Annotated in this window: 12 protein-coding genes; 4 read left to right on the top strand and 8 right to left on the bottom strand. The window is 63.3% G+C overall.

Annotated elements, in window-relative coordinates:
* Positions 1 to 75: 75 nt before the first annotated feature.
* From ACN6KF_RS31915 to ACN6KF_RS31935, 5 genes are all read right to left on the bottom strand, one after another.
* The gene (locus ACN6KF_RS31915) at positions 76 to 537 is read right to left on the bottom strand and encodes a Ros/MucR family transcriptional regulator (RefSeq protein ID WP_434960900.1); all 462 of its coding nucleotides are present in this window, start codon (positions 535 to 537) and stop codon (positions 76 to 78) included.
* A 361-nt stretch (positions 538 to 898) separates the two neighbouring features.
* The gene (locus tag ACN6KF_RS31920; RefSeq protein ID WP_434960901.1) at positions 899 to 1,387 is read right to left on the bottom strand and encodes a hypothetical protein; all 489 of its coding nucleotides are present in this window, start codon (positions 1,385 to 1,387) and stop codon (positions 899 to 901) included.
* 263 nt (positions 1,388 to 1,650) lie between these two features.
* Complete coding sequence (locus tag ACN6KF_RS31925; RefSeq protein WP_434960902.1) at positions 1,651 to 2,655, bottom strand: hypothetical protein; 1,005 nt, start codon at positions 2,653 to 2,655, stop codon at positions 1,651 to 1,653.
* Between the two features lie 335 nt (positions 2,656 to 2,990).
* Entirely contained in the window at positions 2,991 to 3,200 is a 210-nt protein-coding gene (locus ACN6KF_RS31930) for a cold-shock protein (RefSeq protein ID WP_434960903.1), read from the bottom strand.
* Between the two features lie 362 nt (positions 3,201 to 3,562).
* Positions 3,563 to 4,477, bottom strand: a complete 915-nt coding sequence (locus tag ACN6KF_RS31935; RefSeq protein ID WP_434960904.1) for an AraC family transcriptional regulator — start codon at positions 4,475 to 4,477, stop codon at positions 3,563 to 3,565.
* Between the two features lie 100 nt (positions 4,478 to 4,577).
* Here ACN6KF_RS31935 and ACN6KF_RS31940 point away from each other — a divergent pair, with 100 nt between their 5' ends.
* The 4 genes from ACN6KF_RS31940 to ACN6KF_RS31955 all read left to right on the top strand — a co-directional run bounded on the left by ACN6KF_RS31940 (position 4,578) and on the right by ACN6KF_RS31955 (position 9,169).
* Positions 4,578 to 5,321, top strand: a complete 744-nt coding sequence (locus ACN6KF_RS31940; RefSeq protein ID WP_434960905.1) for an SDR family oxidoreductase — start codon at positions 4,578 to 4,580, stop codon at positions 5,319 to 5,321.
* A 464-nt stretch (positions 5,322 to 5,785) separates the two neighbouring features.
* Complete coding sequence (locus ACN6KF_RS31945; RefSeq protein WP_434960906.1) at positions 5,786 to 6,784, top strand: HlyD family secretion protein; 999 nt, start codon at positions 5,786 to 5,788, stop codon at positions 6,782 to 6,784.
* Position 6,785: 1 nt separating this feature from the next.
* Positions 6,786 to 8,006 carry an ABC transporter permease gene (locus ACN6KF_RS31950; RefSeq protein ID WP_434960907.1) on the top strand — a complete coding sequence of 407 codons (1,221 nt, stop codon included), beginning with the start codon at positions 6,786 to 6,788 and terminating at the stop codon, positions 8,004 to 8,006.
* Positions 8,003 to 9,169, top strand: coding sequence for an ABC transporter permease (locus ACN6KF_RS31955; RefSeq protein ID WP_434960908.1), 1,167 nt, complete (start codon positions 8,003 to 8,005; stop codon positions 9,167 to 9,169). Before ACN6KF_RS31950 ends, ACN6KF_RS31955 begins: the two co-directional genes overlap by 4 nt.
* A 5-nt stretch (positions 9,170 to 9,174) precedes the next feature.
* Here ACN6KF_RS31955 and ACN6KF_RS31960 read toward each other — a convergent pair whose 3' ends face one another.
* The 3 genes from ACN6KF_RS31960 to ACN6KF_RS31970 form a co-directional block, all read right to left on the bottom strand.
* Positions 9,175 to 9,900 (bottom strand): haloacid dehalogenase type II, encoded by a 726-nt coding sequence (locus ACN6KF_RS31960; RefSeq protein ID WP_434960909.1) that lies wholly within the window; start codon positions 9,898 to 9,900, stop codon positions 9,175 to 9,177.
* A gap of 175 nt (positions 9,901 to 10,075) precedes the next feature.
* The gene (locus tag ACN6KF_RS31965; protein WP_434960910.1) at positions 10,076 to 11,149 is read right to left on the bottom strand and encodes a tartrate dehydrogenase; all 1,074 of its coding nucleotides are present in this window, start codon (positions 11,147 to 11,149) and stop codon (positions 10,076 to 10,078) included.
* 28 nt (positions 11,150 to 11,177) lie between these two features.
* Complete coding sequence (locus ACN6KF_RS31970; protein ID WP_434960911.1) at positions 11,178 to 12,491, bottom strand: MFS transporter; 1,314 nt, start codon at positions 12,489 to 12,491, stop codon at positions 11,178 to 11,180.
* Positions 12,492 to 12,586: the final 95 nt, after the last annotated feature.

The raw sequence follows: 12,586 nt of genomic DNA on the forward strand, positions 1-12,586 counted from the left end.
GGGCGAGGGGTGAGGAACGGTGCGACCTCAACGGCAGGGGGTGAGCAGTTACTTATCGGCTTTCCCAAAAACGCCTTAGGCGTTGGCTTTCTTGGCCCTGCCGCGCGCGGTGCGGGCCGGGGCCTTCTCCTTGGTCTGGCGGCCCTGCTGACCCAGGCCAAGTTCCTTTGCCAGCCGGGAGCGATGAGCCGAATAGTTCGGCGCCACCATGGGATAATCGGCGGGCAGGCTCCATTTTTCCCGATATTGCTCGGGCGTCATGTCATAGGCGCTGCGCAGATGCCGGCTCAGCGACTTGAACTTGCGTCCATCTTCCAGGCAGATGATGAAGTCGGGTGTGATGGACTTCTTGATCGGTACTGCGGGCGTTGCCGCTACGGCGGCTTCGGCCGGTTTACCAGTATTCAGATCGCTCAGCCGCCCATGCACCGATTGTATCAGTTCGGAAAGGGACGAAGAGGAGACCTGATTGTTTGCGACGTAGGCAGAGACGATGTCGACCGTCAGGTCGACCAGTTTCGTGTCAGCTTCAAGCACGTTCAACCACTTTCATTGTTGTGTTGATTTCAAAGTGAGTGAAGTTTTCTTAGTGGCCGCAGCGTTGTGGACCCGATTGCTGCGGCGATTCTGAAATTCTCAAGCAAATTGCGACGCGTGTAAAGCCGGGTCGGGGAAGTCTTTGAACCTGTCCGCAGGCAACACCGACAGGGCCAACGATTCGACCATATCGGCCTTCGGACGCCATGCCCAAGACTGTCGATATGCTTGCGAAAAAGGCAGCCATCGGTGGTCGGCAGCGGCGATGGCAGCTACTCACCAGGATCGTGGCGCAAAGCAGCGGACCTCAGCCTCGCTCCCGGTCCGAGGTGAATCTCGGGCATGGCGAGGCCGGCTGGCGTCAGCGCTGGCAGCGCCAATAACGATGACCGTCCCTCGTATAATAAACGCGATGGCAGCCGACAGCACTCGCCGGCTTTCGCGTGGCCTGTCGGCGGTCTTCGCTGGGTGGCGCCGGGGGCGGCGTGGGTGGGGTGGCTGCGGTGGGTGGGGTTTCGGGGGCCTCCGCCGTCTCGATGGGGGCTGAACCGATCGGCAGCATCGCCTGCAGGGCGTGCAGGCGGATCCCCACGACCTTCGCGATCTGGCGGGCATCCTCCTCCTCGCAAGCGAGCCGGGTGAGTTGCGTGAGGGCGGACATCTGACCGATCACCAGGGCGGCCTGCACCGGCGCCACCGGCAGCGGCCCCCGCTCGATGCGCATGAAGTCCATATTGGCAGAGACCAATGCCCGCTTGATGTCGCTGCAACTGGCACCATCGGCCCAAGCCGGCGCGATGCCCAAGCAGGTGATCAGGCCGGCGCAAGACAAGGCGAAGGCAATCCTCATTGGTGAACTCTCCAGACCGGAGGGTGATATTGGCGACTTTCTCAAAGCCGTTCAATCGTCAGGCCACCATAACGGCGGCTATTCCTGGCAACTATGAGGCCGGTTCTGATCTTCGCCGCGGCAGATGAAGCCCACGCGGCGTCCCGAGGCAAACGATTCGACGGAAAAGCGCGGTTTGGGGGAGCCTCGCCCTCGGTCCCCAGAGGGCGAGGCTGCGCCGAGTTTTCCCGCGCTGTCGCGCGCACTTTACGTGGTGGTCGCGCTTATTCGCTGCCTTCGCAGATCGGGGTCGGCCGTGGCGGCGGCGCAGGGTGGTCGAGCTTGTATTGCGCCAAGACCGGCTCGAGCACTTGCCGCGACCAGTATTTGGGAGCCCCGATCTCCCTCAGGCAGGCAGCGTTCCAATAGAGGCCGGCGCGGGCAGGCGACTGCCCGGCCGCCACCGAGCGTGCGACATTGCTGACGTCGGCGGCTTCGGGATAGATGTAGAGCGTGGTCGGATAGTCCTTCACCATGGACAGGATCTGCTTCACGTCTCCGAGCGACCAACTGGTGCAGCCATTGCTGCGGCCGCCCGCATAATCCACCAGCTTGCCGAAGGGAACGTAACCATCCTGGTTCGCATAGGGGCTGCTCGGAGCCTTGCGCAAGCACACGCCCTTCAGGGCGACGGCGGCATGGCCGCCGATGGCGCGCTGGCGGGCGTTCGCGGTCTCGCCCACACCATCGAATTGGATGAAGGACCGCAGAAATGCCGCGTCCTGGTTTACGGCCACGCGATAATAGCCCTTGAACGAGGTTTTTGTCTCGGCAGTCACATAGGCGCCGCCCGTCGTCAGTTCCGAATCCTGCGCATTGCCGAAATGCCTCGCGCAGCGTCGTCCATTGGAGAAATCCGCCACGCCCCTCAGATTGCGGCCGCCACCATGCCCCGCCGAAATGGCCCGGAACGAGTGCTGGGATTCGCAGATGATGTAGAAGCGTCCGCCCGAGCTGCCGGGATCGTTGGGGCGCGTCGCATCCATGGCGAAATAGCAGGGATTGTTGACGGTTCCCTGGCTCGCCTTCTGAACATAGAGCGCTCGCGCCCTCTGCAGGACCGGCAGGGCAATCTGTCCCTGCCCCTCGCCGACATACGTCATCAACCAGCCGGGAATGCCGGCGGCCTGGCCAGCCGCCAAAGCCTCGAACGATCCCGCGCCGACAGCGGCGCCAAGAGACAGGCAGGTGATGCCCACGCCCTTCACCAGCCTGGATTTCAGTCGCACCGAGCCGATTTTCCTTGTGTAATGTGGTCCGAGGGCTGCTTTCAGGATCTCCATCCTGCGGATGGGAAGGGCCGCCTTGGGGGTATGAGCCGACCGAGCCATCGTAAGTTCTTTCCCTCTTTATCGCCGAACCGGCCCGCGAAGAAGGCGCGGCACGAGCAATGCGAAAGCCAGGCGAGCATGGCCATAATCCGCACGGGGTCAGGCTAGCCGGGAAGCGTTACGTTTCCTTTACCCACCTTGCATGTCGGCAGAGGACGGCAAATTGATGGAGAGCCGGCGTCCGGGTGCGAAGAAGTGAAGTTGCCCGCCAGATATTGGCGGCAGTGGATGCTTCAGCAACGCTTCAGCGCACCTGCTTTTGAGCTGCCGGTCTTGCGATCGACGACGAGCTCGAAGCTCACCTTCTGCCCCTCGTGCAGTTCGCCAAGCCCTGAGCGCGTCACGGCGGTAATATGAACGAAGATATCCCGACTGCCATTGTCCGGTGCGATGAAGCCGTACCCCTTGGCGGGATCGAACCATTTGACAGTACCAGTGCTCATGCTGAGCCTCCTCCCAGAGGCTTCAATCTCGGCTTTTGGCACCCGATGCGATTTCGAACTTTTGCCAAGGACACCGAAGCTGTCCCGGAAACCCCGTTCATTCAAGCCGGTACAATGTCCTCGGCAGCCAGTTGGCAGGCTATTCCCAATGGCACAGGCGAGCGGGTCGCAGCCTCCGCCCTCAATGCACAAAGAGCCCGACGCTGTGAACGCCGGGCAAGGTCGTTTCCTTAGGACCGTGTCACCCGCCAGCTCCCCCTAAGGCAGGGGCTGGCAGTATCTCGACTGTCGCACGGCCTCGTGATTCCTCCGTGACTACGTCCATGGAGTACGGCGCGCTCGGGCCTGGCAAGCAGCCCCTTTCAGAGATGGCCCGATGGCCCATGCAGTCGGGCGTAATGGGCCGGCGGCAGACCGACATGCCGGGTGAAGGCGACACTGAACGTGCTCGCTGAACTATAGCCCACCCGTTCGGCGATCTCGGCGATGCCGCCCTCGCCGCGCCGCAACAGGGGCTTGGCCAGGGCCATGCGCCAGGCCAGCAGATATTCCATCGGCGCGACGCCGACCATGCGCTTGAACCGCTCGAAGAAAGCCGAACGGGACAGGGCCGCTTCCTGCGCCAATTGCACCACGGTCCACGGCCGGGCCGGATCTTCGTGCATGCGGCGGATCGCGGCTGTAAGGCGCCCGTCACCCAGGCCGCGCAGGAGTCCGGCGGAGGCAGCGGTCCGGGCCGTCGACCGCAGCGCTTCGATGAGAAGAACCTCCAGCAGCCGTGCCAGAATGACCTCGCGTGCGGGCCGCGTCCCTTGTGACTCCTCACCGACGAGTTGCACCAGGGTCGTAAGCCGGCTCTCTCCGCGCACATGGACGAGTTGCGGCAGCAGTGAAACCAGCAGGGCCGCATCGGGCGAAGCGAAATCGCAATAGCCTATCAACATCACGACATCGGGCGGGCCAGCGGGAAAGCCGAGCCTGAATTCGCCGTCGCCAAGGGCAATCGGCGTGCTGTCGATCGCGTCCGATGCCATCGGGGCTTGACTCGACATGGTGAAGCCATGAGCCGCGGGAATCAGCATGAAATCGCCGGCTTGGAGATCGATCGGCTCCTGTCCATCGGCCACGAGGCGACATGCACCTTCAAGGATCGCGCAGTAGAATGGCCGGCCCGCTTCCGTTCGGCGGACACGCCAGGACCCTGCCGCGCCGACGACTTTCGAAAACCGGGCCTCAGGTTGGAGCAGTGTGACAATTTCGGTGAGCGGGTCGATCAAATCCGGACTTCTGCAAATGATATATGGACTTCTCATTGTAGCAAGTCCGAGAACGGCGATCTAGCTTTCCGACTCCGCCAACGAATTTGCGAAAGCCCCGATGAAAACCGTCCTGATTACCGGATGCTCGTCCGGATTCGGCCTCGAAACGGCCCGCTACTTCCTCGATCGCGACTGGAAGGTCATCGCCACGATGCGCACGCCCCGCGAGGAGATCCTGCCCCACTCCGAGCATATGCGCCTGCTCGCCCTCGACGTCACCGATCCCGACAGCATCAAACGCGCTGTGACAGCCGCGGGGCCGATCGACGTCCTGGTCAACAATGCCGGGATCGGCGTTTTGAACGCCCTCGAAGGCACTTCCATGGCTGATATCCGCGAGGTCTTCGAGACGAATACGCTCGGCACCATCGCGGTGACGCAGGCCCTGCTGCCCCAGTTCAGGCAGCGCCGATCCGGCGTCATCGTAAACGTCACCTCCAGCGTGACATACAAGCCGTTTCCGCTGCTCGCCGTCTACAGCGCCAGCAAGACGGCAGTGAACGCCTTCACGGAATCGCTGGCGCTTGAACTGCATCCCTTCGATATACGCGTCAGCCTGGTGCTGCCCGGGCGAGCGCCGGAGACCCGTTTCGGCGAAAACGCGCGAGCTCGCATGCAGGAAGGCATTCCCGAAGCCTATGCCGGCTTGGCGCAGAGCATCTTCGCCGAATGGGGGCAGACGTCCGCGGCGACCCAGGCACAGGACGTTGCAGAAGCGGTGTGGCGCGCGGCGAACGATCCGTCCTGCCCCCTGCGCATCGCTGCGGGCGCCGATGCCGTGGCACTGGCCGGAACGAACTGAACCCGAGGAGCAACCACGCTCCCGTTCTCGCGGCGCCATAGCCTCATGGCTACGGGCCATTCGAGCTACAAGAACACTGAAGGCATTCCTGCCGCCTTCAGTGACCAGGCCAAAGCTGTTCACGACCGAACGCTGCCTTGCTCCAACACTTTGCATCAGAACGTCTTGGAATTCTTGCCGATTCCGGTAATTCATAAAGCAGCATAGCACCTACTGGAATCAGGCACACATCGATAAATGCTTTGCTTTTCAGAAAACCAAGAAGGTATTATTCTGCTATTCATTGGTATAATATCGCTGTATCCTTTATTAACCATGCGTCGTGCACCTGAAATAAACGAGATAGGGAGCGTTTTTCACGTCACGATGCCGATCGGGGCTTGATCAATTCTGCAACTGCGCCCTAGATCGATGCTGGGATAATCGTCATTTCCAGGCCTTTCACCTGTTTGCGGGGGTGTTTCGTGGCAGCTGACACCAAGGGACGTGCTGTTTTCCGGTCGATCATCGGCATTGGCGCGCTGGCCGCGCTGGGCGCGGTGCTGTGGTTCGCGACGCGCCCTCCGCCGCTGATCGTGCAAGGGGAAGTCACCGCCAACCGGGTCGACATCAGTTCCCGGGTGGGCGGCCGCATCGCCAAGCTGGCCGTCGATGTCGGGGACAATGTCAAGCAAGGCGACGTGATCGCCCAATTGGAGAGCCCCCAGCTCGATGCCGGCCTGCTGGCAGCGCGGGCGGCCTTCAATGTCGCCAAGGCCGATTTCGGACGCGTCAACAGCACGCGACAGGAAACCATCGATGCCCGCAAGGCCGACCTCGCCGCCGCCAAGGCGGATGTCGTGCTCTATCAAGAAGTCTCCAATCGCCAGGCCGCGCTGGTCAGGAGCGGCAACACGCCCCAGCAGCGGGTCGATGAGGCCACCCGCAATCTCGAGGCTGCGACCCGCAAGCAGGAAGCGGCCGAAGCGCAGCTGCGCCTGGTGGAAAAGGGTGCGAGCGACGAGGAGAAAGCCCTGTCGGCCGCTCAGGTCAAGCAGGCCGAGGCCAGCCTCGGCCAACGCGAGGCCGATGTGAGCGAGATGACCATCAAGGCTCCGATCTCTGGACAGGTGACCACACGGGTCGCCGAACTCGGCGAGAACTTCAGCGCCGGCGCGCCCATCTATTCGGTGATCGATATCGATGATCCCTGGTTCACCTTCAACCTGCGTGAAGACCTGCTGGCCGGGCTCAAGGTCGGCGACAAGTTCGAGGTCACCATCCCCGCCTTGGCCACCAAGACGCTGAGCGTCCATGTCACCACCATCAATGTCCAGGGCCAGTTCGCGACATGGCGGGCCACCCGAGCCACCGGGGACTTCGACCTGCGCACCTTCGAAGTCCGGGCCAAGCCTGTCGACCGCGTGGAGGGATTGCGGCCAGGCATGAGCGTCATCGCGGCCTGGAACCGGCAAGGCCATTGAGATGACCGGTGTTGGCCGCATCAGAGCCGGCTTCTGGCTGGTGTTCTGCCGGGAATTCGCCTGGCTGCGCCGCCGCCCCTTCCTGCTGTGCCTGACCACGATCATCCCCTTGATCTTGATCGCGGTGCTGTCGGTGACCTTCAGCGCGGGCCTGGTGACGCGCCTGCCGATCGCAGTGCTCGATCTCGACGGCAGCGAGTTGTCGCGCCAGGTCATCCGCACCGTCGATGCCACGCCCGATACCGCGATCGGCATGCGCGTCGCCGATCTCGGCGAAGGCAAGCGGGCCATCCAGTCCGGCAAGATCTATGGCCTGTTGATGCTGCCCAAGAACCTGGAGCGCGATGTCTTTGCCGGCCGCCAGCCTCAGGTCGTGTTCTTCTACAACAATCAGCTGATGACGCCCGGCGGCCTGGCCTCCCGCGGCGTCAACAATGCGGTGCCCGCGGTCGAGGGGGCTGTGCGAATCTCGCTGCGAACCAGCCGGGGCACGCTGGCGGCAGCAGCCCAGCAGGCGATCACGCCGATCCCCGTGCAGACGCAGGCCCTTTTCAATCCGACCCTGAACTACGCCCATTTCCTGCTCGCCTGCATCTTGCCGGCCGTGCTGCAGATCGTGATCGTTCTGTCCTCGGTCTATGCCGTCGGGCTCGATACGCAAACACGCCATCGCCTGCGCATCCTGCGCCGGCTGGGCAAGGGCCTGTGGCCGGCCCTGGCCGGCAAGATGTTGCCCTATACGCTGATCTTCCTCGGCGTACTCGGCCTTAGCGACGCTATCCTTTTCGGTCTCCTCGGCCTGCCGCTGCGCGGCAATCCCTTCCTGCTGTTGGCGGCCGGCACGCTCTATATTCTGGCCTGCCAGTTCTACGGCTTGGTGCTGACCTTGTTCATCAAGCCTGTCGCCTCCGCCCTCAGCCTGGCAACACTGATCGTTTCCCCTGCCTTCGGCTATATGGGGATCGGCTTCCCACGCCTGGGCATGAACGCCTTTGCCTATTGGTGGAGCGCCGGGCTGCCGGGAACCTGGTACCTGACTGCCCGCATCGACCAGACGCTGCGGGGCACGCCGCCGGATCTGTCGCTGCACCCCATCGCGATCCTGCTCGCCTTCGTCATCGGCCTGGCGCTGCTGGCCGGCCTCAAGCTGGAGCTTATGGGCCGCCATACCCAAGCTGAAAAGCGGGCTGCCTTGGCAGCGCGCGCGGAGGCGCGGGCATGAGCGGTATCCTCAAGGCCTTCAGACACGAATTAGGGCGCATCTTCGCGCTCAAGGCGATCTTCTCGACCCTGTTCGTCGCCGCCCTGATCTACGCGGTCTATTATCCGCAACCCTATCGCAACGAGGCGCTGCGCGACGTGCCGATCGCGGTGGTGGACCTCGACGGCACAACCGCCAGCCGCGAACTGGCACGGCGGCTCGATGCCTCCTCGGATGTCGCGGTGGCGATGGCCCTGCCCAACCTTGCCACCGCCGAGCGTGAAGTCTTCAAACGCACGCTCTCCGGCGCGGTGGTGATCCCGCTTCATTTCGAGCGCGACCTCCTGCATGGCCGCGCCTCGCCGATTTCCCTCTATTCCGATGCCAGCTATTTCCTGATCAACTCACGCGTCGCCGGCGCCGTGAATACGGTGGCCCGCGCTTTCGGCACCGAAGTCGAGACGGCCCGCCTCATCGGGCTTGGCATCGACCCGGCGGTCGCGGCGTCGGCAACCAGCCCGATGCCGCTCGTCTCCATTCCCCTGTTCAATCCCCAGGGCGGCTATGCGACCTATGTGCTGCCGGGCGCCTTTACCATCATCATGCAGCAGACCCTGTTGATCGCGGTCTGCCTGCTCGCCACCATCGCCGGCATGCCCGGTGTCGCCGGGCAGAGCGCGCCCAATGTCGGCGCGACCTCCACGGTTCTGGGCAAGCTCGCCGCCTATCTGACCGTGGCCGCGCTCCTGGTGCCGTTCTATTTCATCGTGCTTCCCTATTTCTACAACATTCCCCGGCTGGGAACCCTCGGCACCATGGCACTGTTCGCCTTGCCCTTCGTGCTGTCGGTCAGCGCACTCGGCATGGTGATCGGGCTGATGCTGCGTTCGCCGCTGACCGTGCAGCTCACGGCCGCGGCCCTCGGCATGCCGCTCTTCTTCCTCTCGGGCTTCTCCTGGCCGATCGAAGCGGTGCCGCCTGTCCTGCGCGCCCTGGCCCAGCTCATTCCCGGCAGCATGGCCGTCACCGGCATGACCCAGGTGGTCGAGATGGGTGCCTCGATCGACGATGTCCGGTTTCAGTTCCTAGGCCTGTGGGCGCTCGCCATCGGCTATACCTTGCTCGCCATCCTGCTCGAATGGCGCCGCCAGCGGCGCCAGGCTGCCCGATCTGCCCTCGCCTGAATTTTTCAGGCGCCGAGCTTGTCGGCCAATTCGGTAAAGCTGCCGGCATGGACGTCGAACCAAGGCTCGGGCGCCGTGTCAGGCCGGGCCTCCGGTCCGAACTCCTGCGGCCGCGCCACGAAGGCGGTCCGCATGCCGAAGGCCCTGGCTGCCTTGAGGTCGTATTTGTGGCATGCGACCATCATGATCTGGTCGGGCCGGTAACCGAGATAGTCGACGGCGAGCTGATAGACGGCCGGGGCAGGCTTGTAGCTGCGGGCCAGCTCCGCGGTCAGCACCGCGTCGAAGGGCAGGCCGGCATGCCTGACTACAGCGACTACCGCGGCCATGCCGGCATTCGACAAGGTCGAAGTCACGAATTTGCGCCCGAGCCGGTCGAGCCCCGCCACGCTGTCGGGCCAGGCATCGAGCTTCGTCCAGACCAGGTTGAGCTCGTCGCGCTCCGCAATCGAAAAACGCGCCGACAAGGCATGGCGCTCCAGCAGGACATCGAGGGCCTGACGATAGATCGCATCCACCCGTATCCACGGCCGCTGCCCGGCGATGACCTCGTCGAGCGTGCGGCGATAGAGATCGCGCCATTCGGCCGACAGGCGCGCCCAATCCACTTCGATGGCCTTGGCGCGGTTGAGGCTCGCTCCCATGCGCTGGATAGGCTGGTAGAAATCGACGCAGGTTCCCTGCACGTCGAAGGTCAGCGCCTTCACGCCTTCAAGAGCTTCAGCCGCCACGGCATCTTTCCTGTCCAGAGCCATTGCGAGCATCGTTGCACCCGCACCGGCCAGAATATCTCGACGATTCAATCGAGTCGAAAGCCCCGGTACTTTCATCTGTCCTGCTCCCTGGTTCGCTTTTTTGTCGCGACCGCAAAGACTGGCAGATCTCGCGACGCCATCGCCGACTTGCTCAGAGATTGGACGAATGGATCGCGTCGACGACCGCATCAGTGACCTCCTTGGTGGTGGCCGTGCCGCCGACGTCGGGCGTCAGAATGCCTGAGCCCGTCACCCTTTCCACTGCCCGCATCAGCCTGGCGGAGACATCCGCCTCCCCGAGATGGTCGAGCATCTGGGCGGCCGTCCAGAACGTCGCCACGGGATTAGCGATGCCCTTGCCGGTGATGTCGAAGGCCGAGCCGTGGATCGGCTCGAACATCGAGGGGAAACGCCGCTCCGGATCGATATTGCCCGTCGGCGCCACGCCGAGGCTGCCGGCCAGCGCGCCGGCGAGATCGGAGAGAATATCGGCGTGGAGGTTGGTGGCGACGATGGTGTCGAGGCTCTTGGGATTGAGGGTCATGCGCACCGTCATGGCGTCGACCAGCATCTTGTCCCAACTCACGTCCGGAAACTCCCCGGCGACCTCGGCGGCGATCTCGTCCCACATCACCATGCCGTGGCGCTGCGCATTCGACTTGGTGACGACCGTCAGGAACTTGCGCGGCCGTGATTGGGCCAGCTTGAAGGCATAGCGCATGATGCGGGTAACGCCGACGCGGGTGAAGATCGCGACTTCCGTGCCGACCTCCTCGGGAAGCCCCCTATGGGCGCGGCCGCCATGCCCGGAATATTCCCCCTCGGAGTTTTCGCGCACGATGACCCAATCGAGATCACCGGGCCCGCAATGGCGCAAGGGCGAGGTGATGCCCGGCAGGATCTTGGTCGGCCGGACATTGGCATATTGGTCGAAGCCCTGGCAGATCGGCAGGCGCAGCCCCCACAGCGTGATGTGATCGGGGACGTCGGGCGCACCGACCGCGCCGAAATAGATGGCATCGAATTTCTTGAGCCTGGACAGCCCGTCAGCCGGCATCATCACGCCGTGCTTCTTATAGTGGTCGGAGCCCCAGTCGAAATTCTCGATGTTGAACTTCAGCCTGCCGTCGCGCCTTTCGAGCGCAGCCAGCACCGTGGTGCCGGCGGCGATGACTTCGGGGCCGATGCCATCTGCGGGAATGGCGGCGATGGAATATTCGCGCATCTTCTATGCTCCAGGGGAAAAAGAGGGATCAGCTATGCTGGCGGACAGCGCTGGTGTTGGCAGTATCTGGGGTGCTGGTGGCGGAACGGGCGAGGACCAGGGTCAGCACGGCCGACAGCACCAGAAGCCCGGCGACGAAATAGAGCCCTCCGGCAAATCCGCCCGTCACGTCCTTGATCCAGCCGATCATCGAGGGGCCGACGAAGCCGCCGAGATTGCCGATGGAGTTGATCGTGGCGATGCCGGCTGCCGCGGCCGGGCCGGAGAGGAACAGGGTCGGCATGCTCCACAGCGGCGGCTTCGAGCAGCTGATGCCGATATTGACCAGCGTCAGGGCGATCAGGACGGTGACGATCCCGCTGGCACCTGAAGCGAAGGCAAGGCCGGCCGCCGCCAGCAGGCAGGCGAAGACGACATGCCAGGTGCGTTCGCCGGTCCGGTCGGAATGACGGGCCCAGAACACCATGGCGATGACGGCCATCACGGCCGGTATGGCGTTGAGGAAGCCGACCTGCAGCGATGTCAGGCCGAATTCCTTGATGATCTGGGGCGCCCAGATGCCAAGCGTATACAGACCTGCGGAAGTGCCGAAATAGACCAGAGCAAGGGCAAGGACGCGGATATCGGCCAGACCCGCCCAGATGCCGTGGCTGGCCCTGGGCCCCTTGGCCTTCTGCTCGTCCGCCATGGTAGCAACCAGCCAGGCGCGCTCCTCCTCCGTCAGCCATTTCGCCTTCTCCGGGCGATCGGTGAGATAGAACAGCACGATGATGCCGAAGACCAGCGCCGGTGCAGCTTCGATCAGGAACATCCACTGCCATCCGGCCAGACCCATCAGCCCGTGCATTTCCAGGAGCATCCCGGATATTGGTGACCCCAGCGCCGTGGACAGGGGAGCCGCCGCCATGAAGATCGCCGTGACGGCGGCGCGGCGGCGGGCGGGGAACCAGAAGCTCAGATAGAGGATGATGCCCGGGAAGAAACCGGCTTCGGCGACGCCAAGCAGGAAGCGAAGGATGTAGAAATCCGTCACTCCCTGCACGCAGGCCATCAGGCCGGAAATGACGCCCCAGGTGATCATCACCCGCGCGATCCAGATGCGTGCGCCGACCTTGTTGAGGATGAGATTGGACGGCACCTCGAACAGAAAATAACCGAGGAAGAAGATGCCGGCACCCAGGCCGAAAATGGTCGAGGAGAAGCCCAATTCCTTGTTCATCTCCAGTGCAGCAAAACCGATATTCACGCGGTCGAGGAATGCAATGAAGTAAAGCAGCATGACGAAGGGCACTATGCGCCATGAAATCTTGCGTAAGACACGGCTTTCCAGCTCGCTTGCCACGGCAATCTCCTCCCATTTTTTGCGGAGCGCTTCTGCTGCGCTTGTTCATCGTTTTTCCGCGGAGGAGCCCTGGACTTCAATGCATCCAAGATTAT

The organism is Labrys methylaminiphilus subsp. lupini (genome assembly GCF_051161885.1).
Classification (GTDB): Bacteria; Pseudomonadota; Alphaproteobacteria; order Rhizobiales; family Labraceae; genus Labrys.